Origin of the sequence: Anabaena sp. WA102, from assembly GCF_001277295.1 — a bacterium.
Classification (GTDB): Bacteria; Cyanobacteriota; Cyanobacteriia; order Cyanobacteriales; family Nostocaceae; genus Dolichospermum; species Dolichospermum heterosporum.
Map to the genome: position 1 here is coordinate 709,191 of NZ_CP011456.1, position 23,695 is coordinate 732,885.

General features: G+C 37.8%; 16 protein-coding genes. 8 read left to right on the forward strand and 8 right to left on the reverse strand.

Going from position 1 to position 23,695, the window contains the following annotated elements:
* The first annotated feature begins 75 nt into the window (after positions 1-75).
* The 4 genes from AA650_RS02850 (at position 76) to AA650_RS02865 (ending at position 4,068) form a co-directional block, all read left to right on the forward strand.
* On the forward strand, positions 76-1,635 hold the full coding sequence (locus AA650_RS02850) for a DUF7305 domain-containing protein (protein ID WP_199924366.1): 1,560 nt from the start codon (positions 76-78) through the stop codon (positions 1,633-1,635).
* A 228-nt stretch (positions 1,636-1,863) separates the two neighbouring features.
* The gene (locus AA650_RS02855; RefSeq protein WP_053537885.1) at positions 1,864-2,421 is read left to right on the forward strand and encodes a type II secretion system protein; all 558 of its coding nucleotides are present in this window, start codon (positions 1,864-1,866) and stop codon (positions 2,419-2,421) included.
* A gap of 5 nt (positions 2,422-2,426) precedes the next feature.
* Positions 2,427-3,089 carry a prepilin-type N-terminal cleavage/methylation domain-containing protein gene (locus AA650_RS02860; protein ID WP_053537886.1) on the forward strand — a complete coding sequence of 221 codons (663 nt, stop codon included), beginning with the start codon at positions 2,427-2,429 and terminating at the stop codon, positions 3,087-3,089.
* A 19-nt stretch (positions 3,090-3,108) separates the two neighbouring features.
* The gene (locus AA650_RS02865; RefSeq protein WP_053537887.1) at positions 3,109-4,068 is read left to right on the forward strand and encodes a DUF4351 domain-containing protein; all 960 of its coding nucleotides are present in this window, start codon (positions 3,109-3,111) and stop codon (positions 4,066-4,068) included.
* A 147-nt stretch (positions 4,069-4,215) separates the two neighbouring features.
* Here AA650_RS02865 and pcrA read toward each other — a convergent pair whose 3' ends face one another.
* On the reverse strand, positions 4,216-6,543 hold the full coding sequence (gene pcrA, locus AA650_RS02870; protein WP_053537888.1) for a DNA helicase PcrA: 2,328 nt from the start codon (positions 6,541-6,543) through the stop codon (positions 4,216-4,218).
* 807 nt (positions 6,544-7,350) lie between these two features.
* Here pcrA and AA650_RS02875 point away from each other — a divergent pair.
* Both AA650_RS02875 and AA650_RS02880 read left to right on the forward strand, forming a co-directional pair.
* Positions 7,351-7,788 (forward strand): CAAD domain-containing protein, encoded by a 438-nt coding sequence (locus tag AA650_RS02875; protein WP_039200902.1) that lies wholly within the window; start codon positions 7,351-7,353, stop codon positions 7,786-7,788.
* Positions 7,789-8,381: 593 nt separating this feature from the next.
* The gene (locus AA650_RS02880; RefSeq protein WP_053537889.1) at positions 8,382-12,719 is read left to right on the forward strand and encodes a DUF4347 domain-containing protein; all 4,338 of its coding nucleotides are present in this window, start codon (positions 8,382-8,384) and stop codon (positions 12,717-12,719) included.
* A 516-nt stretch (positions 12,720-13,235) separates the two neighbouring features.
* Here the strand turns inward: AA650_RS02880 and AA650_RS02885 are convergent.
* Together AA650_RS02885 and petH are read right to left on the reverse strand one after the other, a co-directional pair.
* Positions 13,236-14,525, reverse strand: a complete 1,290-nt coding sequence (locus tag AA650_RS02885; protein ID WP_053541166.1) for a homoserine dehydrogenase — start codon at positions 14,523-14,525, stop codon at positions 13,236-13,238.
* Positions 14,526-14,656: 131 nt separating this feature from the next.
* Complete coding sequence (petH, locus tag AA650_RS02890; protein WP_053541167.1) at positions 14,657-16,012, reverse strand: ferredoxin--NADP reductase; 1,356 nt, start codon at positions 16,010-16,012, stop codon at positions 14,657-14,659.
* A 1,069-nt stretch (positions 16,013-17,081) separates the two neighbouring features.
* Between petH and AA650_RS02895 the strand changes: the two genes are divergently transcribed.
* Entirely contained in the window at positions 17,082-18,083 is a 1,002-nt protein-coding gene (locus AA650_RS02895; protein WP_053537890.1) for a phosphoribulokinase, read from the forward strand.
* Between the two features lie 781 nt (positions 18,084-18,864).
* Here AA650_RS02895 and AA650_RS02900 read toward each other — a convergent pair.
* The 3 genes from AA650_RS02900 to AA650_RS02910 form a co-directional block, all read right to left on the reverse strand.
* Entirely contained in the window at positions 18,865-19,260 is a 396-nt protein-coding gene (locus tag AA650_RS02900; RefSeq protein ID WP_053537891.1) for a CU044_2847 family protein, read from the reverse strand.
* A gap of 226 nt (positions 19,261-19,486) precedes the next feature.
* Complete coding sequence (locus tag AA650_RS02905) at positions 19,487-19,840, reverse strand: XisI protein (RefSeq protein WP_027403289.1); 354 nt, start codon at positions 19,838-19,840, stop codon at positions 19,487-19,489.
* Positions 19,828-20,244, reverse strand: coding sequence for a XisH family protein (locus AA650_RS02910; protein ID WP_053541168.1), 417 nt, complete (start codon positions 20,242-20,244; stop codon positions 19,828-19,830). The genes AA650_RS02905 and AA650_RS02910 overlap by 13 nt, the downstream gene beginning before the upstream one ends.
* A gap of 274 nt (positions 20,245-20,518) precedes the next feature.
* Between AA650_RS02910 and AA650_RS02915 the strand changes: the two genes are divergently transcribed.
* Entirely contained in the window at positions 20,519-20,704 is a 186-nt protein-coding gene (locus tag AA650_RS02915; protein ID WP_053537892.1) for a hypothetical protein, read from the forward strand.
* 31 nt (positions 20,705-20,735) lie between these two features.
* Here the strand turns inward: AA650_RS02915 and AA650_RS25990 are convergent, their stop codons facing one another.
* Positions 20,736-23,474 (reverse strand): AAA-like domain-containing protein, encoded by a 2,739-nt coding sequence (locus AA650_RS25990; protein ID WP_081424120.1) that lies wholly within the window; start codon positions 23,472-23,474, stop codon positions 20,736-20,738.
* Positions 23,462-23,683: a type II toxin-antitoxin system HicB family antitoxin gene (locus tag AA650_RS02925; protein WP_053537893.1), complete on the reverse strand. Its 222-nt coding sequence runs from the start codon at positions 23,681-23,683 to the stop codon at positions 23,462-23,464. Before AA650_RS02925 ends, AA650_RS25990 begins: the two co-directional genes overlap by 13 nt.
* Positions 23,684-23,695: the final 12 nt, after the last annotated feature.

The following is a 23,695-nucleotide window of genomic DNA, read 5'->3' on the forward strand; positions in this document are numbered from 1 at the left end:
TGGAACGTCTTTACAGAGGTTTCAAGTCGCTATGAATAAAAAAATTAAAACTCAATTAATACTTAGGAGGTAAAGATGATGAATAAAAAACTGATGAACCAAAGACTCAAGATTACTCTTGTCCATCTATCGGGCGAAGAGGGTTTTGTTATGCCCATTGCTGTGGGATTTGGGTTAGTCATGCTCATAATTGCTCTGACGATGATTATGAGATCTCAGGGTGATGCGGTAAGTGCATCATCTCAAAAAACGGTATCTAGAGCGTTGGCAGCAGCAGAGACAGGTATTACTCGTTACCAGGGTATAATTAGCCAAAATAAGAATATTGCTGTTTACCCTAATACGAGTTGGCAGACCGTTTTATCATCTAGTAGCAGTAGCAGTAGCAGTAGCAGTAGTAGTGGCTGTGGTAGTGTTAGCAATAGCAACACTACGAACATAAATACCTCTCAAGTACAAATAGCTACTGGGACTGGATGGCAAAATATAGACGCAAGTGATGTAGGTAAAGGACAATACCAGCTTGTTAGCTACCAATATACACCTAGTGGTGTAGCAACCAATCCTCCTACTGCACCAGGAGTTGGCACACTGACGGTTCTAGGTCGAGTTAAGCAAAATGACGCTAATCCAGCCACCACCAAGCTTGTAGTCAGTATTCCTGTATCATCCACTACAACTCCAAATACGGTTACGAATACAGGTACAGCACCGGCTGGATTATGGGCAAATAGTTTTAGTTTTAGTGGTGGTAATGCCATAGCAAATGCAAATGTTCAGGATGCTAGTTGTGGTGGTACAGGTACTACTGCTTTTCCTCAGACCAAGGATGCCAGTGGAAACTATACTAGGATAGGAACTGTGGATGATGGTGATCCTAATACTGCTAATCCAAAGGGTACACTCATCCAGTCCAATCAGGCATTTCCGGATCTACCTAATGGTAACCAATATACGCCTCCGACATCGAATGTTAACAATATTTCCACTGGAATTAATCGTAATAATGGCACTCTAACACTTCCTGGTACGGGTGATATCAATAGCAATGGAGTAGCATTTAGTGCCACAGTACCGCAAAATTCAACATACATATATCGTATAGGCGCAAGCGGTAGCAATTCCATTAACTTAAGTGGAAATGCCAGTATAACTTTTGGATCTTCACGTGGTGCTTGTAACGAAACAATAATAATTTATGCCGATGCTGATCTTAATCTGAGTGGTAACGGTCTTGTTGCTCCAACTGTATGTGCAGGGGGACTAACAACAAAAGTTATTTTTTATACGGGACTAAATGCGAGTTTAACATTGACGGGTAACGGTGCAACTTACAACCCAAAGTATTTTAAATTTTATATGTATGGCACTGGGACCGAAGAAGTAAATCTCACGGGTAATGGTTCATCCTCCGCTTTCATATTTGCACCTTTTATAGCCACAAGATTAACGGGAAATGGTAACGTTTCTGGTTCTTTGTGGACAAAAAGTTTTACTGCTACTGGGAATGGAAATATTAATCAGTCTGCGGTTTCATGGACTGATTTATCAGAAATTTCCCAGCCTGCCTCTGGTAGTATTCAAACGATAAATCTTGGCAATGTTAATTCATGGCAGCGTCAGAGTGTAAATTAAGTAAGTGGATGATAAAAAACCGAAGTATTAACAAAAAGTAAAGTTGCCCAAAACTTCTTCTCTGTTCCTTTGTTATAAAGACAATTTTTAACGCCAACCTACTGAAATGATAGCTAATGTTACCTGATCATCTCCATGAAAATAGTCAGGGTTTCACTCTGATGAAAACGTTAACGATCCTTATTATTGGCATTTTAAGTGCAGTAGCTTATACCCAGGTAATACTATATGAATCATGACAACACCCATTACAGTGAAGATGGATTTACTTTACTAGAATTAATCGTGGTTATGCTTTTTGTCGGCATCCTAGCTGCTATTTCTGCTCCTAGTTTTTCAGCTTTAAATCGCAGGAATAAAGTTACTCAGGATCTCACTAGCGCTAAGAATGCTTTACTAGAAGCACAAAGAAGCGCTATTCGTCGAGGTCAAAACTGTGCGCTTTTGTTTTCTTATGATACATTACCTGATCCAAAGCCAGCACCAAAAATTAGTACCACTAGTGGTAACTGTCTATCTACAGGTACGGGCAAACTATATAACGTTTCTATGCAAGTATCTACAAATAATACTAGTTTAGTTAACATTACTGGTTCTAACACGGCTAATTTAACTTTTGATTATCTTGGTCAAATAACTGCCACAAACCCTATCACAATCGTACTCCAGCATGAAAGTAATACTGGAGATAAAAAGTGTATGGTTGTCTCGCAACCATTAGGATTAATTGCAACTGGCAAATATACGGGTAGTGGTGCTACTTATTCATCCAATTGTACACCTTAAAAAATATGTTAAACAATACTTTTAATATCAAAAAAAATATCCAATTTTATCTTCAAAATTATAAAACTATTCAATTTTCTCTCAATGGCAATGAGGGATTTACTTTGATAGAGTTGTTAGTAGCAATAGCTATCATGTCTGGTGTTTTGATTATAGCTGGTATTGGTATTGTGGCTATGTTGAAACAAAATAGTAAAGCATTATCGGAAAGTGACAGACGTGCTAATTTGAATCGGGCTTTGGATTATATTAGCAATGAGGTGAGAATGGCAAATAGTATTTCAGTGCCGGCAACTTACACATCACCTCCAGAACCTTCAGGTGCTATAGGCAAGCTACGTTTAACTATTCCTAGTGATACTGCATTTCCTAACCACGAATACTATATAGTTCCTACTTCTGCTAATTGTTCTCCTCCTACTTATACAAGTACCACTATTTGGGCGTGTGATTATATAATTTATAGACGGCTAATTCCATCTAGTGGTAGTAGTCCATCTGATTCTATGTTAGTAGATGGAGTTAACAGTTTTACTGCTTCTGTTTCTTCTAATCGTCAGGTTGTTTTGACTTTAATTGGAACTTTACCTCCAATTTTAACTTCATCTGGAAAAGTACCTCAACAGACTGACCCAGTAACCACTACTGCTGTTACTAGAGCTAAATAATTAAACAATTGAATAGAAAATGAGTGAAGTAACAGCAAATTATGACGAATCATGGAAAGAAGCATTAAACGAATATTTTGAAAGCTTCTTATCCTTTTTCTTTCCTTTAGCTTATCAAGCAATTGATTGGACACAAAAACCTGAATCTCTGGATAAAGAACTGCAAGCAATTACGGCTTCAGCAAAAACCGAAAGACGAATTGCAGATAAACTTTATAAGGTTTGGTTGTTGGATAAACAACAAATATGGATTTTAATTCATATTGAAATTCAGAGTCAATATGATGTTAACTTTGAAGAAAGAATGTACACTTATAATTACCGAGCCTTTGACCTTTATCATAAATTTGTGGTTGGTTTGGCAATTTTAGGCGATACAAGCCCTACATGGCGACCTAACAGTTATGATCAAGCCATGTTAGATTGCGAATTGAGGCTCAAATTTCCCATTGCTAAACTTCTGGACTATGAATCGCGTTGGCATGAATTAGAATCTAATCCTAATCCTTTTGCTATGATAGTAATGGCGCATTTAAAAACTAAAGCCACTACTGGTAATTTTTCAGAACGGGAAGAATGGAAATGGACATTAATTCGCGGACTTTATGAACGCGGTTTAACAAAAGAACAAACTGTTAAGCTCTTTAAAATCATTGATAAAATGATGACCCTACCTAAAACGTTACAAGCAGGATTAGTCGCTAAAATCAAACATTTTGAGGAGGAAACTAAAATGCCTTTTATTAGTCCAACCGAAGAACTGGCAATGGAACGGGGTGAGCAAAAAGGAATACAACAGGGTATACAACGAGAACAACAGCTAATTATCAGGCAACTAAATCGGCGAATTGGTGAAATTGAATCATCATTAATTGACACGATTCGGACTTTAACAATTGACCAATTAGAATTGCTGGGTGAAGCACTTTTGGATTTTTCTTCCATTACCGATTTAGAACAATGGTTACAAAATTTGTAGGTGGGGTTGTGGAACGAAACCCAACATTATAAATCCAACATTGAGGAATGAAACCCAACATTATCAAGAATTTTGTTGGGTTTCGCTGTCGCTTAACCTAACCTAATCATGGGCGCAGGCCCTGCGCCCCTACGTTTTTATGATAAGTTAGACTTTTTGTAATTGTGCTACTCTGGGGTCTACGATTTTCTGTCCTAAACTCAGGAATTTAATCGCTACAGAAACTTTATTTCCTTCTCCGAAAACGTGGGTAATTTCCCCAAGTCCGAAGGACTTATGTAATACTCTGTCACCTACTTGCCAAATTCCGGGGGTGGTTTGTTTACTAGTGGTTGCAGAAGTGGTTTTAGTCGAACTCCGGGTAACTTTATTTTGGGTGGTTAATAGTTCTGCGGGGATTTCATCGAGAAATTGCGATCGCATTGCCGGTTCTCTAGACCCATATAAACGTCTTTCTCTGGCATGAGATAGAAACAACCGTTCTTGAGCGCGGGTAATTCCCACATAACACAAACGCCGTTCCTCTTCTAACAATGAAGGATCTTGTAAAGAACGATAACCCGGAAAAAGTCCCTGTTCTAATCCCACCAAAAAGACAACAGGAAACTCCAACCCCTTAGAAGCGTGTAAAGTCATTAAAGAAACCGCTGTTTGTCCCTCTTTTAAATTATCTAAATCAGAACTCAAAGCCGCACTTTGCAAAAATGCCTGTAAAGAAATATCTTCTCCAGCATTTTCTTCTTGAAATTGCAGCATAGCATTATATAATTCATTGACGTTACTAATTCTATTATCAGCTTCATCTGTAGCCTGATCTTGCAATTCCTTAATATAGCCAGAATCCTCTAAAACCCCTTGTAAAATTTCCGAACCGGGAACAACTTTGATTTGTTCTTGACGATTTTGAATCATGGCGGCGAAATTATTCACAGCTTTCGCCGAACGTCCTGCTAAAGTATTTACAGATGTTTCATCACTTAATATTTCCCATAAAGTTGTTCCTAATTGCTGGGAAGCATTCACCAAAGCATCAACAGTAGATTTACCAATTCCCCGCCGAGGTGTGTTGATAACTCGTAATAAACTGACAGTATCCGCTGGGTTATTAATCGCCCTTAAATATGCCACAGCATCTTTAATTTCTTTGCGATCGTAAAATTTCATGCCTCCCACAACCGTATAAGGAATTTGATATTTTACTAATAATTCTTCAAAAGGTCGAGATTGGGCATTTGTTCGATATAAAATTGCAAAGTTACCCCAATTTAATTCCGGGTGTTGATGTTCTAAATTTCTAATTTGGTTAATCACAAAAGCTGCTTCTGCCATTTCTTCATCAGCTTTATGACAATAAATTCCTTCTCCTGGTTCTCTTGTGGCTTTGAGGATTTTATCAATCCGTTGAGTATTATTTTCAATTAATTCATTAGCCGCTTGGAGAATATTTTCACATGAACGATAATTTTCTTCTAATTTCACCATAGAACGAGTATCATCATCTGCTAAACCATCCCCAAAATTTTCCTGAAATTCTAGCAAAATGGTAAAATCTGCCATTCTAAAACTATAAATTGACTGGTCAGCATCACCAACCACAAACACAGAGCGATTTTGCCATTTCCATTCACTTTTACGGGTTTCTCCATTTGTCACCAAAAGCTGAATTAGATCATATTGAGTCCGGTTGGTATCTTGATATTCATCAACTAGAATATGAGAGAATTTTTGATGCCAATAAGCTAAAACTTGCTCATTTTGTTGAAATAATCGGGTAGGAATTAAAATTAAATCATCAAAATCTAAAGCGTTATTTTGGGCAAGTTTATCTTGATAGCGATTATAAACATCAGTAATAACTCTACCCCGATAGTCTGGTTGTTCACTTTCAAATTGTTGGGGAGAAAGTCCTTGATTTTTGGCGTTACTAATAGCGTAGCGAATAGATTTAGGTTCAAATTTTTTACTATCTAAATTCAAATCTTTGGTGACAATTTCTTTAATCACACTTTGGACATCCGATTCATCAAAGATAGAAAAGTTTTTATTCCATTTTCTACCTTTTTCATCTTGATATTTTTCGATATCCCAGCGCAGAATCCGCGAGAATAAACTGTGAAAAGTTCCACACCACATATCTTTAATAGTAGTGCGGTAAACCTGTGTTTTTAGTAAGCTTTGTTCATATTCTGTCAGTAAATCAAACTTTTTACCATGTTGTGATATTGCTAATTGTTCAGTAAATATCCTTTGAATTCTTTCCTTCATTTCCCTAGCAGCTTTATTGGTAAATGTCACCGCGAGGATATTTTCAGGATTAACACGATGTTTAATAATCAAATTAGCAATGCGGTAAGTCAGCGCCCGGGTTTTCCCTGAACCAGCGCCAGCCACCACTAACAATGGTCCGCAGTAGTGTTCGACTGCTTGACGTTGACTAGGATTAAGGTGAGCAAGAAAATCAATATTTGTGGTCATAAACTACAACAATGATGAAAAGGACAATTTGTTATCGGGTTATTCTGTCAACGTCGAACTCAGTACAAAGAATCAAACAAAAGCAGCATAATGGGGCAAAAATGATAAAAATTTACTTAAATTGCTAAACTTTGAGAAAATTTGATATAGTATGAGATTATTTAGTTTTATCCTTGCCTGTTCCATAACTAGCAACTTCATGTTACTGGATTTTGTGTAAAGTTTTATCATAAGAATACCCGGTAAGTGGGAAACGAGCGTGGCTTTAGCCCTGAGAGGGATGGTTCGACGCAGCTCACCAGCCACGACACGAGCAGTTCGACCTTCGACAGGCTCAGGGCATCGCAAGCTCACTGACCACGGTTTTAACCGCTGTGGATATTAAAATTGAAACCAGATTTTTGATTGGAATCTGGAAACCAACTCCCATTTCTGGGGTAATGTTAGCCTTGACCTGTTATAAGAGCTTGTTGGGCTTGCAACACTGTTCCAGTGACCTTAGAACTGTTTAATCACAAGCGACAGAGCAGGGAACTGGCAACGCATTCGGTGGGTGTCGTGACTCAAATAACGGCTACCCTTCGACAACGCTTAGGGTGGTCTGGTCAGTACGGCTTGCTTGATTACTCTTGCAAGCTCAGTCCCTTTAGGGCTGGGTTACTGACACTTGTGAAGAACTCTAGATGTAAGATAAACCAATAATCTCTAATCTCTCACTCTGATTAGCGAGGGAAAGTGCCGGTTAACAGCCTTTTGGTTGTAAATATCTAGGTAAGAAACTCAACTTTCAAAATCATGGAAACAAAAATGCAAGAACCAGAATTTAAAGAAACCCAGTCTAAAGAAACAACCATACCCGAAATTAACACTCAAACCGGGAATTTGACCAAACTTCAACCTCCTATGCAGTCTCAAGAACAATGGCTGAAATATGGACAACGAATTTCTGGTTTTTTGGGGACATTACCAGACTATGTAGGTAAATTCTTTGGTCAATATCAGCAGCCAATTGTTAGTATTGGCTTAGTAGTGACAGGAGTAATCACAGTTAAGGTACTATTGGCTGTATTAGATGCTCTTAATGATGTTCCTTTGGTAGCACCTACCTTTGAATTAATTGGCATTGGTTATTCTGTGTGGTTTGTTTATCGCTATTTACTCAAAGCTTCTAGCAGACAGGAGTTATCTGAAGAAATTACCACCCTCAAATCCCAAGTTGTCGGTAAGCACACTTCTAAATCTTAACTCACAAATTTAGACAAATTTAGATCCCCGACTTCTTAAAGAAGTCGGGGATCTTTTTTCTTTTCTTTTTTCTTTTTTACAAAGCCAAGAGTTCGTTGTTTTTTTGTGAATTTAGAATATGTCACATACGTCAGTCCAAATATGTGTTACGAAAAGATTATTTATAACTGAAAGATCACGGTTGTGTTTATAAATAACACATCTTACCATCATATACATATTTAACCTGTTTGGATAAGAATTTGTAAAGGTTTACCACTGCTCAACAGTGTCAAGTACCTTCAAGCCAGGGAATTAATTCCCTGTCTAATAGCTCAAGTCGGTTAAAACCGACTATTTTGGCGGTATTTATTCGAGAAATAGGATAATTTTTGATTTCGATGTCATCAGAGACTTGAGCCAGGGAATTAATTCCCTGTCTAATAGCTCAAGTCGTTTAAAACCGACTATTTTGGCGGTACTTATTCGATAAATAGGATAATTTCTGATTTCGATGTTATCACAGTGCGTTTCAACGCACTTTAGCTATTAGACCGGAACTTCAGTTCCGGGCGGGTATAAAAGCTTAGTTACCAAGTACAAAGGAAAAAAATATGTTTAGCAACTCTTTTCTCCGTCAAACCGCGACAACTATTGTTTTTATTGATTCTTCTGTTTCCGACTATCAGACCCTACAAACAGGAGTTGTAGAGGGTGTAGAAACGGTGATTCTTTCCCGAAATCAAGACGGAATTGAGCAAATTAGCCAAATTTTACAACAACATCCCCACATCACCACCATTCATATCCTTTCCCACGGTGCGCCGGGATGCTTGTATTTAGGCAATAGTCAATTAAACTTAACCAATATTCACAATTACACCCAACAGTTACAACACTGGCAACGTCAGAATATTTTACTCTATGGCTGTAACGTCGCTGCCGGGGACGCTGGGGAAGAGTTTATTAGAAAGTTACATGAGATTACCAACGCAACCATTAGCGCGTCAGCCACAAAAACGGGAAATGCAGCTTTAGGGGGAAATTGGGAGTTAGAGGTTAATATTCCTGAAAAGAAGGGGAAATCTCCGGTGTTTGGTGCAGACACTTTAGCTCGTTATCAGGGTATATTTGCATCCCCATTTGCGACGATTTTAACGGCGGTTTATGGGCAATTAACTGCCTTTGCTGGGTTAGAAAGTTTTTGGCAGCGTTTCGATGAGGCTTTTGGTAGTCAATATAATCGCGTCTTGGCTGAGTCGTTTCTTTCTCAATGGCAGATGGGTGATTTTAGCCAATTTCCCACGATTGAGGTGGTAAGTAGCGATGTTTTGGGCAGTGCCAATGGAGCTTACGCAATTAGCACGAATAAAATTTATTTATCAGGCCAGTTTGTGACAACGGCGAGTCAGCAGTCTTTATTAGCGGTGATATTAGAAGAATATGGGCATTTTGTGGATGCTCACATCAATACTTCGGATAGTGCTGGTGATGAGGGGGAATTATTTTCGGCTTTGGTGCGCGGGGTGAATTTAACTGCGTCTGATTTGGCTCGTATTCAAGCGGAAAATGATTATGCGGTGATTTCTATTGATGGGCAATCTATCACGGTTGAACAAGCGGCAACTCTGGTGGGTAAATGGGACAGATTAACGATAGCAAATGCGATCGCAATTGTGGGCAACTATGCTTATGTAGTGGGGGACAACTTAGAAGTCATTGACATTAGCAACCTATCTAGCCCTGTTTTTGTTGGAACTTATGAATTTACTGTAACTCAGGATAGTGCTGGGTATTACGCCAAGGATGTACAGATTGTAGGAAACTATGCTTATGTTGCTGCTTCAGGTTTTGGATTACAAATTCTGGACATCAGCAATCCCACAAATCCTACCCTTACAGGAACTTACAATACATCTGGTTCAGCTTCTGCGGTACAAGTTATAGGCAACTATGCTTACATTGCCGATGGACAATCAGGACTACAAATCATTGATATTACCAATCCTTCTAATCCTACTCTCAAAGGAACTTACAATACTTCTGGTTCGGCTTCTGCGGTACAAGTTATAGGCAACCATGCTTACGTTGCCGATGAACAATCAGGACTACAAATTATTGACATCAGCAATCCCACTGCTCCCACCCTTAAAGGCAGTTACGATACTCCTGACCTTGCTTGGGGTTTACAGGTAGCTGGTAATTATGCCTATGTCGGTGATTGGAGATCGGGACTACAAATCATTGATATCAGTAATCCTGCTCTCCCCCTTCTCAAAGCAACATACAAGCCTGATGACTTTTTTTGGGTAAAAAATATAAATGTGAGTGGTAATTATGCTTATACTAGAGGACAGGTTATCGATATCAGCAATCCTCTTAATCCAATCAAAAAAGGTGATTACGCATCTAGCTGGCCTGATGGCATAGACGTTTCTGGCAATAATCTTTATAATGCAGGCTCTGGGACTGGCTTGAATATTTTTGATATTAGTAATCCTGATTTTCCAGTCAAAAAAGGATTTTACGATACCTCAAGTGGGGAATCTGTAACGGTATGGGTATCGAATAATTATGCTTATGTTGGCAAAAATTCTTCGGGAGTACAAATTTTTGACATCAGTAATCCTTCTAGCCCAGCACTAAAAAGTCACTATGGCTCCTACAACTCTACTCCCAATGTAAGTTTTAGTGCAAAAGACGTAGAGGTAGTTGGTAGTTATGCTTATATTGCTAGTTGGGATCAGGGGCTAAAAATTCTTGATATTAGCAATCCCAATAATCCCATCTCCAAAGCAACGCTTGCTATTCCAGGTCAATATTACGGCACTACAGCTTTACGGGTAATCGGTAATTACGCTTATGTGACTAACATTAACTCAGGACTATCAATCATTGACATTACCAATCCTACGGCTCCTACTATCAAAGGAAATTATGCTGGTGAGGGTTATGATGTACAAATCATTGGTAACTATGCCTATATTGCTAATGGTTACTCAGGATTACAAATAGTTAATATTAGCAACCCAACGACTCCAACCCTCATCAGCAATTTTTTGGGTAGTGGTAGTTATCGTCAGAGAGGAATAGAAGTTGTCGGAAACTATGCCTATGTCGCTAGTGAAACCCAGGGACTTTTAATTATTGATATTAGCAACCCATCGGCTCCGACCCTTAAAGGAACTTACAATACACCTGGGGATGCGACCCGTGTATCTGTAGTGGGCAATTATGCTTATGTTGCTGATGGTATGTATGGGCTACAAATCATTAACATTAGTAATCCGACTAATCCGACTTTAGCAGGAAATTATGATACCTCTGGCTCTGTAGCTGATGTGAGGGTGATAGGAGATTACGCCTATGTTGCTGACGGAGATGGGGGGCTAAAAATTATTGATGTGAGTACGTTTACTAATCCTTCCATTAATCAAGCCCCAACTGACCTTACCCTATCCAATAGCGCGATCACTGAGAACTTGGCAGTAGGAACAGCGATCGGCAGTTTTACCAGCACCGACCCAGATACAGGTAACAGCTTCACCTATAGCTTAGTTACAGGAACAGGTGCAACTGATAATAGTTTATTTGCTATTACCAATAATCAACTCACAACCAATTCTGTATTTGACTACGAAACCAAAAACAGTTACAACATTCGAGTTAGAACCACAGACCAAGGTGGGTTATCCTTTGAAAAACAATTAACTATTGGAGTCACTGACCTTAACGAAGACGAAAGCTTCATCACCACACCCCAACAAGATATCATAGATGCTCAAGATGGAGACGACACCATCACCAGCACCTTTGCCAATTTACAACAAAACGACACCATCAAAGGTGGTAATGGCACAGATACTTTAATTATCACCGGCGGAACAGTTAATGATATTATCTCCATAGATACCAGTAACACCACCAATCAATTAGATATTCCTGGGACAACAGTATTCGGATTTGAACGCTTTGATTTAACTAGCTTTACAGGTACAGTCAGCTTTGATGGTACTACTGGTAATGATTGGGTTAAAGGTGGTACAGGAAACGATGATTTAACCGGTGGAGATGGTAATGACTACTTGAACGGGGGAACAGGTACAGACCTTTTAATCGGTGGTAAAGGAAATGATACCTTTGTCGTAGACAATATTGGCGATAACATTGCTGAAGGTTTAAATGGTGGTATTGATACCGTTGAATCTTCTATCACTTGGACATTAAAAGCCAACTTAGAAAACCTCACCTTAACCGGAACAACCGCTATTAACGGTACAGGTAATAACCTGAATAATATCATTACAGGTAACACTGGTAATAACGTTCTTAATGGTGGTGCTGGTGCAGATACCCTCATTGGTGGCGCTGGTAATGATTCCTACTATGTGGATAATACAGCAGATAGCATTACAGAAAATCTGAATCAAGGAACTGATACCGTTTTCAGCAGTGTAACTTACACCCTCACCACCAACCTAGAAAACCTGACTTTACAAGGAACAACAGCGATTAACGGTACAGGTAATGACCTCAATAACAGCATTACAGGTAATACAGCAGCTAACGTTCTTACAGGTGGTTTAGGAAATGATATCCTCACTGGTAATGCAGGTGCAGATACTTTAATTGGTGGTTTGGGTAATGATAGCCTGTATTTAGGTTTAAACGATAATGTTGTAGATAACGTTAATTACGTTCTTGGTGATGCTACAGATACAGTTTATCAATTTGTGCGCGGTGTCGGTGGTGATAAATTGAACTTTACAGGTATTGCCAATTTTGATGTAATTACATCAGGTACTTCTACATTAGTGCGAGTTGGGGATGGTATTGGTGGTAATACTGGTTTTGGTACTGGTCAGTTATTAGTGACCTTATCAGGGACATCAGGATTTACCAGCGCCAATGCGAATATCAACCTCTTTGGTGGTAATTTCTTGTTCAATTAAAACGAACTTTAGCTAGAAGACAGGGAATAAATTCTCTGTCTTCCTGATTTATATTAAACACGGTTGAGACATGGACTTTTACAAAATTACGAAAAACCTAGATTTGTAGGGGTAAAGCAAGAGCTTCATTGGTGTCAACTTAACGCAAAATCTTCATCCCGCAGGAAACTCAAGTTCCTTGCTAATAGCGAAAGTCATCTAAAAGATGACTAAATACTAGGAAAATTCATTAGTCCGTTTTAACGGACTTGAGCTATGAGACAGGGAATTTATTCCCTGACGGGTGTGGAAGCCAAACAAATAAGCCGTGTTAAGTATACATCATCACCCCATAATGTTTCGCTAAAAAACGCAAAAACGCCAACGGGAAAAAAGAGATTTATGGTATTGACAAACAATTTTAAAAATGTTATCATAAAATTGATAAGGAAGAACTATCTTGTCGTTAATTAAGAATAGAATGACAATATCCCCGACTTCTTTGAGAAGTCGGGGATATTTTGATGTTTTTATGTTTCAAAGCACTCGTAATACGCTGGGAATACTGTCTATTGATTCCATTGCTTGAATTTCTGCCAAAGCTTGTCTAAAGTCCCCTTCCCGGACATTGTGGGTAACAACGACAATCTCGGCTAGTTCTCCCTGAAAACCAGTTTGGACCACTGATTCTAAACTCACGCCATAATTACCAAAACAAGTTCCCAGTCTACCAATAACTCCAGCTTGGTCTTTGCTGAGGAAACGGGCATAAAACCGGGTTACTAACTCGGAAATGGGGGTAATTTCCGAGTAATTTTGATGTCTACAAGCGAGGAGAGGATTTGGTTTAGCTGTATTAGTTTTCAGAGTAGCGACAAGATTCAAGATATCTGATGATACAGCACTGGCGGTAGCACCAGCCCCAGCCCCAGGACCGAATAACATCACTTGTCCTATCGGTTCTCCCTCAATCAGAATAGCATTGTAAACACCGTTAATACTAGCTAAAGGGTGGCTGTGGGGAACTAGGGTAGGATGAACTCTCACGGAAAGTTGGGAGTTATCTTCATCTAAATGTTGAGCTATTCCTAGTAATTTAATTACGAATCCTAATTTAGCGGCATAGGCAATATCTGTTTTTGTAACTTGACGAATTCCTTCACAATGGACATCTTCCCGATTGATTCGCCCGTCAAATCCTAAAGATGCCAAAATAGCAATTTTATCTCCAGCATCTAAACCATCCACATCCGCTGTGGGGTCAGCTTCAGCATAACCCAATTTTTGAGCATCTGCTAAGACATGATCAAATTCACTACCTTCTGTTTGCATCCTGGTGAGGATATAGTTGGTTGTGCCATTGACAATGCCCATGATAGCACTAATGCGATTAACGCTTAAAGATTGTTTCAGGGGTTGAATTACAGGAATACCGCCACCAACGGCAGCTTCTAGCAGCACATAGACACCCGCTTGATTAGCAGCGGTGAATATTTCGCCACCAAATCGAGAAATCACGGCTTTATTGGCAGTAACTACGTGCTTACCATTTTTAATAGCTGTCAAGATGAGTGTGCGTGCGGGTTCTAATCCCCCCATCAGTTCTACAACTATATCTACGGCTGGATCATTAACAATTGCTTCTAAATCCGTAGTTATCACCTCTGGGGATAATTCTACAGCACGGGGTTTCGTGAGCGATCGCACACCCACTCGATAGATTTCCATTTCCTGTAACAGCGGATGACGACCTACTTTGTCTTGCAACAGTTGTACTGTCCCCGTTCCCACCGTACCTAATCCAAGTATTCCTAATTTGACAGCCACAGATTTTGCACCCACATTAAATTTACATAAAACAATTGTAGGCAGAGCCATAAGCCCTACCTACTAATTATCTGCTTTTAATTGTCTAATAACCAATGACCAATGACCACTCACCATTGACCAATAACAAATTAGTATGTTTCTACGTGCCAGCGGTGAGCTTTTTTTAGATCCTTTTGGTAATCACTCCAAGTCACACCTTCCTTAGCAGCAGCAGCACTTAAAGCGGCATCAATGCCCTCTTCCATACCGCGCAAACCGCAGATGTAAGTGTGAGTTTTTTCGTTTTTAATCAACTGCCACAATTCATCAGCGTGTTCTGCAACTCGGTCTTGGATATACATTCTGCCACCTGCGGGGTTATTTTGTTCCCGGCTGATAGCATAGGTAAGACGGAAGTTTTTGGGATATTTCTCTTGCATTGCTTCCAATTCTTCTTTGTAGAGAATATTGGGAGATGTTGGCACACCAAACAACAACCAGGAAAATCCTTTAAATTGATATTCTGGATTAGCTTTTCTTTCTGCATCCTTAAACATCCGCCACAGGTAAGTCCGCATAGGCGCAATACCTGTACCTGTTGCTAACATGATCACATTAGCTTCAGGATCTTCCGGCAATAACATTTCCTTACCAACAGGACCAGTGATTTTGACATCATCACCTGGTTTAATTTTAGTCAGATAGGTAGAACAAACACCATAAACCGTTTCACCTGTTTCTGGATGCTTGTACTCTAACTGACGAACACACAGAGATATTGTTTTATCATCTAGATTATCGCCGTGACGAGTAGAAGCAATGGAGTACAGTCTGAGTTTTTCAGGCTTACCATTCTTATCTACACCAGGAGGAATAATCCCAATACTTTGTCCTTCTAAATACCTCAAGTTGCCAGCAGACAGGTCAAACTTGAGATGTTGAACAATCCCAATTCCACCTTCTTTAACTAATGTTTCATTAGAAATACACTTACCAATAAACGGAGCATTAGGACGGTAAATGTTCACAGGAACATCAGCATGAGCATCTTTTTTGGCTTTTGCTTGAGTCATGGAGTTGCCTTTCTTATCCTTAGCTGGTGTTTTAGCAAAGCCTTTAGCTTCACTAACATTACTTACAGGTGTGGATTTGCCATGTTCATCTTTGTTAGCACTTACTTCAGCCGCGACTTCGCTGCTAACTTTAATGTCAGCAGTTGCCAATTCAACTTTTTCGTTAACTACTAAGTCAACTTTGCGATTGAGTTGCTGTAAAGCTGTAACAGATTGGATACTAACAATTTTACCGCCCAGGCGAGTGATCCGTCGCATTTCTTGATTCATGCGGTTGTAAGGTACTCTGATGAATACACTGCCACTTCTACGAATTTGGTAGTTGGTTTGATCAGTTTCTTCAACCTGACGCAGACCCACCACTTCGTAAACGAAGACGCGGCTACCTGATTCTATATTGGCAGCACCCTCAACAGCACCTTGATTGTACATTCCTTCTAACACTCCGATATTTACTTAACCGTTTATCAAAAAAAAATCATTCCCATCCTTATGCGAGGTTTAGTTTACCGGATTTTCGGATCACAAAACTAGCCATCTGGGAAAACGACATCATTTATGATGATGCCTTGCTCAGTACACTCGCCCAAGACCAGTAGGCATGGCAAAAAACACACCTGTTCACCTTCTAAATTAGAGGATAAGTCTTTGCGAGAATGTTAATAGTGAATCACTTTAATCTTTTTTTCTCGAACTACATAGTTTTAGGCTTGTTAATCAAATATTCTACTGCATATTGATCCTGCAAAAATCCTGGGTTTGCAAAAAAAGCTTTTTGATTTCTAAAACTACCAGTACCATCTTACCATGACGGTGCAGTAACGGACTTTATTAATAATCAATTTTATATAGGACTCCTATTTGATTTTTAAACAAGACTCAATAGGTATCAATTCTGTCTTTCCTGTTCCCTGTTCCCTTTTCCCTTTTCCCTTTTCCCTGACCACACAAGTAAATTCACAGAATCAAACCGGATTCCTATAGGTACAGTACATTCCAGGTAAATTAAGTACAGTGTTAAAATAATACATGAATTTAGCGTAGTGCGAGTTGAGCCATACGCCACGCTGTACTATCAAATACTCACAAGCTTTCTTCCTTCTTCCTGACTGGTAACAGAGGGACTTGTACTGAGTTTGTCGAAGTCAGCCGAAGTGCTAACTCCTATTTTCTCTCAAATCTAAAAAAATGTATCATCTATGGCAGAATGTTAAACAGATAATTGCTAGGGAACTAGATTCGTTCTTAAGGTAAATCTTGTGAGAGTACACCCCATTCTGTTAAAATTTAGGGCAACACTAAGATTAAATACTTACCAGCCATAAAATTAGGCTAATTAGGACGAGTAACTGCTATAGGCGTACAAGTTATTTGTTGAAATCTGTCATCGTTATGCTGGATAGCCAGAACGTAGGACAATACCGTTGGGGTAAGCTCCTAGATTCAGAATCTGCTGTGAGAAAAATTATTGATTGACACATTTAGTATTTAGAGGGAATTTATGACTAAGCCGGAACGCGTGGTACTAATTGGAGTAGCCGGAGACTCTGGGTGCGGTAAATCTACGTTTTTGCGTCGGTTGATTGATTTATTTGGCGAAGAATTTATGACAGTTATCTGTTTAGATGACTATCATTGCCTAGATCGTAAACAACGTAAAGAAACAGGCATAACTGCACTTGACCCCAGAGCAAATAACTTTGACTTAATGTATGAACAAATTAAGTCTCTTAAAGAAGGTCAGGCGATTCATAAGCCAATTTATAACCATGAAACTGGCATGATTGATCCACCAGAATGGATTGAGCCAAATCATATTATTGTTGTAGAAGGGCTGCATCCCTTGTATGATGAACGAGTAAGAGCGCTTCTAGACTTCAGCGTTTATTTTGATATCAGCGATGAAGTCAAAATTGCTTGGAAAATTCAACGCGATATGGCTGAAAGAGGTCACCGCTATGAAGATGTTCTAGCACAAATCAATTCTCGTAAACCTGATTTTGAAAAATTCATCGAACCACAAAGAGAATTTGCTGACGTGGTTCTGCAAGTATTACCCACAAACTTAATTAAAAACGATACAGAACGTAAAGTTTTACGGGTACGGATGTTACAACGGGAAGGTAAAGAAGGCTTTGAGCCAAGTTACCTGTTTGACGAGGGTTCAACGATTCAGTGGACTCCTTGCGGACGCAAACTGACCTGTTCTTACCCCGGTATGCAGCTTTACTACGGTACTGATGTTTACTATGGTCGTTACGTCTCTGTTTTAGAAGTAGACGGTCAATTTGATAACCTCGATGAAGTAATTTACATCGAAACTCATTTGAGCAAAACATCCACCAAATATCAAGGTGAGATGACTCACTTGTTACTACAACACCGTGAATATCCAGGCTCTAATAATGGTACTGGTTTATTCCAAGTATTGACAGGGTTGAAAATGCGTGATGCTTATGAGCGATTGACAGCTAAAGAAGCAAAATTAGCAGTTCAAGTCTAAAACAGCAGTTTGTGTCAAAGTTCAGGGGGAACAGTTAAATATGTTCCCTCTTTTTTGTCAGAATCACGATGTCCAGGATTTCAGGATTTGCAGGATGGTTATTTGGATATTATTTTGAGATTAGCAGAATTAAGTGAATATTTTGTCTGAATCAGGATGTCCAGGATTTGAGGATTTGCAGGATGGTTATTTGGATATTGTTTGATTGTGGCAGAATTAAGTGAATATTTTGTCTGAATCAGGATGTCCAGGATTTGAGGATTTGCAGGATTGTTATTGGGATATTATTTGATTGTGGCACGTAGGGGCGCAGGGACTGCGCCCTCCATTGTATTTCATTAGAGCGAGAATTGCTGTATTGTTTGATTGTGACAGAATTAAGTGAATATTTTGTCTGAATCAGGATTTCCAGGATTTGAGGATTTACAGGATTGTTATACTCAAAACGGCTAGAACTTGGACTTTTTTATAATACAACGAATAGGCTCAAAGCCTCTCCCCGTTGCGGGGAGAGGTTTATAAGAGGGGTTTCATATTTGGTTAAACTATAAACCGTTTGCAGTATATTTGAATATTATTTGATTGTGACAGAATTAAGGATTATAAGGATTATGATGATGAGTGAAAAAGAATATTTTGTAAATGCCTAAAATAAACAACATTCTCTAAACACTAGAATACCGAAAATTCCTAGATTAATTCAACAATAACATCCTGTGCATCCTTTAATCGGTGGACATTATCTCGACTTCGCTCGATAACCACCTGATTCTGACAAAATTTATTTCTGATTAAATTTACATTTAACGGTAATTTTGATATTACTGCTGGTTTCTCCTGTGACAATATAAGGGATTCCTGTCATTCCTCCCACATTAACGCCAAATTCTAAAGTAACTTCAGAAACTTCGGCTAAAGCTAAATCTTTGAAGGATTGAATAATATGTTTTGAATAGGATTGAATAGTTTTTTGGAGTTTGTCTCCCTGTTCTTTAATATTCAGTTTTTCATTCAGTTTTTCTAAGCCAAAACTGCGGTCTGCTTGTTCAGGGGTGGGAATTAGAAAATCTAGGTTCTCGTTTTTTGGAGGTTGGGGAATAGATACAGCAATATTTTCTGATGCTTCGATATAGATAATTGTTCCGTCTTCTAGTTGAATCGGCGTTAGTTGTGACATAAAGGTAAATTATCTTTTACAATGTAACCGTCATCTGATGCCACGACCAAAGCGCGACTTAATACTAGGATACAGTTATCATATTACCACTCGTTGCAACAACCGTGAATTTTAATTAACTCGTCACAAAAGCCGTCAGGTGTTTCTCTATACTCAGATATATTTACGCTAACCCAAAAGCGGCGGAAATGCAAAAAGGCTTTTTGAATAACGAATAGTCACCTATTCAAGCAGTAGCAAATTCTGTTAAACTGCGTTTACTGGGATGCTGGAAACCTAAAATAATATCGCTTTGAGGTATTCCTGTTGATAGCAAATCATCAACAACACATAAATTAGTTGCATCTTCTTCTACCCAAACTTTACCGTTTTTGATGCAAAGATAGATGATAATATGCTGTATTTGTTTTTTGTCATCCCAGCCAAATCGAAACCAAATATATTGATCTCTGTTTTCATCAAAAGCTAAACGTTCACTAGCCTCCATTTTGCCATTTTCAACATTTTGAGGATTACTCATTTCGTAATATTCTGTCAATATCTTTTTGATAGCATGACGATATTGTTCTAGTTTATCCATTGTTCAATTTCCTCCTTTTCTGTATTCACAACTATTAATAAAAGTTGATTTTCTTGGATGACTGCTTGTACAGACTTACGTTGAAAAAACTTTTCATACACAACATCATCAATAGCTAAATAAAGTTTATATTCTGGTGCAGTAAGTTGAATAAGTTTCCGATAAACTATGTATTGTCCCAAGGCATTATGAAAATCATACATCTGCGACTTACCCACAAAACTCTTGATTTCTACCACAATTTTCTGTCCCTGACGTTCTGCTGCTATAGGTTTTTCTGCTGCTAGGTCTGCGTAAAGTTCAGCATCTTCATATTTAATAAAGTAAGGGTCATCTGTGATAGTCCAACCGTCTTTTATTAAAGCCGTTTTGACTTCATTATGGTATATATCTTTTGCTGGCATGATGTAACTATTGAGTAAAATTTCATTATGACATCTAATGCCACGACCAAAGCGCGACTCAATACCAGGGTACACTTATCATATTACCACTCGTTGCAATAACCGTGAATTTAAGTTAACTCGTCATAAATGCCGTCAGGTGTTTCTATATCCTTAGATATATTCACTCTAACCCAGAAGCGGCGGAAATGCAAAAAGGCTTTTTGAATAACGGGAAGCTTTCGACTGGGAGATTGTGCTATAATTTGCCAATGATGAAAGTGTTAGAGATTTTATGATAACATTGCAAGAAATTATTAATTCACTGGCCAGTTTATCAAAAGAAGATCAAGATTTTCTATTTGAAATACTCCGCAAAAGAAGAGAAGAGGAAACTAAGCAAGTTATAATTCATTCATTATTGCCTGATGAACCAACCCATAACGCAGTGAAACCCAACAAAATCAATGATTGTCGCTAATGTGGAATAAATTGGATAAGTTTCCGGTAGACTACTTAACCAAAACTTCTTTAAATTGACCATTTTCAATCTTATACATACAATATGAACTATTAATATTAGATTGATACAAATAGCCATTTTCCTTTGACCAATTTAATCCATAGCCAGAGGTTTTTTCAACAGGGAGTGTCAGAGTTTTCAAATTCTTGAGAATTTCTGATCTTGTCGGTTCATTCGATGATTTATTAATAGCTCCAATGAATGCTTGGGTTGCATCATATCCAGTCATGGTACGCCAATAAATATTTTTTTGTTGCCATCTTTTTATTGCACCTTTCATATATAAAGATGTTTTGTTTACACAAGGTGTGGCCAAACTTGCACCCTCAAGAGCATCACCTCCTATATCTAAAGTTGGCTGTTCAAAAACAGACATAGCGAATATTAGGTTCAGGTTTTCTATGTTCAGTTTTTTTGTTTTTTCCTGATTCGCTCTTGCAAAAGCTCTTACTATTGAATTTGTTTTTACACCAGGTATTAAAAAAACTGTTTTTATTTGGTATGAGATGATATTATCAATTTCTGCATCAATATCTGGTGGACTTGTTTGTTCCCGATCAAAAACAGAAGTATTATTAATATCAACTTTTCCTCCTAAATCCTGAAAAGCTTTTATAAAATCTTCTTGCAAACTTTGACTATAAACACTTTTCTGATCGTAAAAAATTGCTATACTATCTGAATGTAAAGTATTTTTGATATACTTTGCATAAAGTTTGGCTGCTTCTGTTGTAGTTTGAATAACTCGAAAAAATACATCGTCCTTCAATTTGCTGCTAGAACTTGTAGGAGATACTATTGCTAATCCTTTTCGTCTGTAAATAGGTATTGCTACCTCACTACTCTCACTTGCATGATGTCCAATAATTCCTAAAATATCTGACTCATTAACTAACTTTTCTGCTACTTTTTTTGATATTTCTGGTTGATTACCATCATTCGCAATAACTATCTCTAGCAATCTGCCATTTTTTCCTCCACTTTTATTAAATTCATCTTGAGCATCAGCTACACCCATAAAAATTTCTTTGGACGTATATCCGTAAAAATCAATTCCAGTTACAACTGCCAGTTTTAAAGGTTTTCCTTTCCCTGCTTGACTTGCTAACCTGGCTTTAGTATTATTCAAATATATTTGGGGAATTGGGTCATTACGATTAGCCTCTTTAGCTAAATAAAAAAATTTCTCTGCATTTTCATAATCTCCTTTTTTAAAATATTCGCTTCCCTTATCCAGATGAAAATTTATATCATCAATAAATATTTTCGATTGTTCACCACTAGTTTTAATATTTCTAACACATTTATCACTCCCTTCTATTCTTTCTCCAATAGGACAAAAAGCATATTTATACTGATACCAACTAAATGCACCGATAAGTCCAACTACCACCCCTGTAGCAACACTTGCGAAAACCACAAATATATTCTTAATATTTCTTTTATATTCTAATTTTTGAGAATCATCTAAATACCGTTTATCTAAAGAGCTTAATCTTTTATCTTTTGCCCAAACTGTAGCTTCTTTTAACACCTTACCTTTTAACAGGTGCTTATGTGAATAATCTGATTTTACCCAATCATTCAAAGACTCAGAATAGGGACGTAAATCAGCTAATTGATTATCAATCCATTGTTGATTAAAAACCTCTCGATAAATGGGATTATAAATCTGTAAATAATTATTTATTTTCACCACTAAACCCGATAACTGTAACTTTCCTTCCTCTCCAGTATTCTGACTAACTATTTCTCCCTGTTGATAAATATTTTGATAAATATCTAATAATTCACCTGCTATTTGTTCATCAATTAAAATCCGTCTTTCAATGGTCCGTAAATGTTCCGGTTCATCTTTTACTTGCCAATTTTCAATAATATTAGTTCTAATTAAATTATCTAACCATTCTTCTTCATTTCCTTCAGATAAATCAGAAGAATTTAAAACTAAAATACAGACTTTTTGAGTTAAAAAAGGTTGTCCTCCAGTCCAATTTAAAATTAATTCTAATAACTTTTCCGGTTGATTGGTTTTAACACTTAATCCCTTTGCTAATGCTTGAGATTCTGCAAAGGTAAAACCTGTTAATTCTACTCCATAACCAATATTAAAGGGAGTACGATTTTTATCTTGAATTAAATCGCTGGGAGTCGCTACACCTAATAATACAAAACTCAGACGATTATATTCAACATTATCAACTCGACGATTATAAAAAGAGCGAATTAAAGCGAAAAAATCATCAACATTAAACTGTAAACTGATGGTACTATCAATTTCATCTATAAAAATAACAATATTTGATTCAACATATTTTAAAAGAAGATCTCGGAGAAAATTACCAAAAAAATTCACCGCAGATAAAGATTCTTGGTCATATTTATCCCACCAACTATCTATATCACATTTTTCATTTAATTCAAAAGTATTAATTAATTCATTAATAATTCCTGCATACCATTGTAAAGGGGTAATATTGGCTGAACCAATATTAGTTAAATCAATAGCAGCACAAGCAAATCCATCTACTTCTTTAAGTCGTTTCATTGTTTGAACTCTTAAAGAAGATTTACCCATTTGTCGGGAGTTTAAAACATAACAAAATTCTCCCTTTTTTATCGCTTGATATAGTTCATTATCGGCTTTTCTGGTAACATAAGTAGGAGCAGAAGCTGGGAGCGAACCACTTACTTGATATTCATAGTTCACTGAGGTTAAGTTTTCCATTTAATTTGTTGAATACCGATAAATTGAGGTAATTGACTTAAATCTTCTTGAGATTCTTCTAAACATAATTCTAAGACTTCTTTTAAATTCTGTTGTAATTCGTCTAAAGTCGCTCCTTGAGTATGAACTCCTCGAATAGCGGGAATAATTCCTACATATAATTTGGTATCGGCATCATATTCAATATAAGCGGTGAAAATTTTAGTCATGGTTTTAAATTA

Coding starts and splice junctions, on each gene's coding strand:
- AA650_RS02850 (WP_199924366.1), top strand. CDS start 76: ATGATGAATAAAAAACTGATGAACCAAAGACTCAAGATTACTCTTGTC.
- AA650_RS02855 (WP_053537885.1), top strand. CDS start 1,864: ATGAATCATGACAACACCCATTACAGTGAAGATGGATTTACTTTACTA.
- AA650_RS02860 (WP_053537886.1), top strand. CDS start 2,427: ATGTTAAACAATACTTTTAATATCAAAAAAAATATCCAATTTTATCTT.
- AA650_RS02865 (WP_053537887.1), top strand. CDS start 3,109: ATGAGTGAAGTAACAGCAAATTATGACGAATCATGGAAAGAAGCATTA.
- pcrA (WP_053537888.1), bottom strand. CDS start 6,543: ATGACCACAAATATTGATTTTCTTGCTCACCTTAATCCTAGTCAACGT.
- AA650_RS02875 (WP_039200902.1), top strand. CDS start 7,351: ATGCAAGAACCAGAATTTAAAGAAACCCAGTCTAAAGAAACAACCATA.
- AA650_RS02880 (WP_053537889.1), top strand. CDS start 8,382: ATGTTTAGCAACTCTTTTCTCCGTCAAACCGCGACAACTATTGTTTTT.
- petH (WP_053541167.1), bottom strand. CDS start 16,012: ATGTACAATCAAGGTGCTGTTGAGGGTGCTGCCAATATAGAATCAGGT.
- AA650_RS02895 (WP_053537890.1), top strand. CDS start 17,082: ATGACTAAGCCGGAACGCGTGGTACTAATTGGAGTAGCCGGAGACTCT.
- AA650_RS02900 (WP_053537891.1), bottom strand. CDS start 19,260: ATGTCACAACTAACGCCGATTCAACTAGAAGACGGAACAATTATCTAT.
- AA650_RS02905 (WP_027403289.1), bottom strand. CDS start 19,840: ATGGATAAACTAGAACAATATCGTCATGCTATCAAAAAGATATTGACA.
- AA650_RS02910 (WP_053541168.1), bottom strand. CDS start 20,244: ATGCCAGCAAAAGATATATACCATAATGAAGTCAAAACGGCTTTAATA.
- AA650_RS02915 (WP_053537892.1), top strand. CDS start 20,519: ATGATAACATTGCAAGAAATTATTAATTCACTGGCCAGTTTATCAAAA.
- AA650_RS25990 (WP_081424120.1), bottom strand. CDS start 23,474: ATGGAAAACTTAACCTCAGTGAACTATGAATATCAAGTAAGTGGTTCG.
- AA650_RS02925 (WP_053537893.1), bottom strand. CDS start 23,683: ATGACTAAAATTTTCACCGCTTATATTGAATATGATGCCGATACCAAA.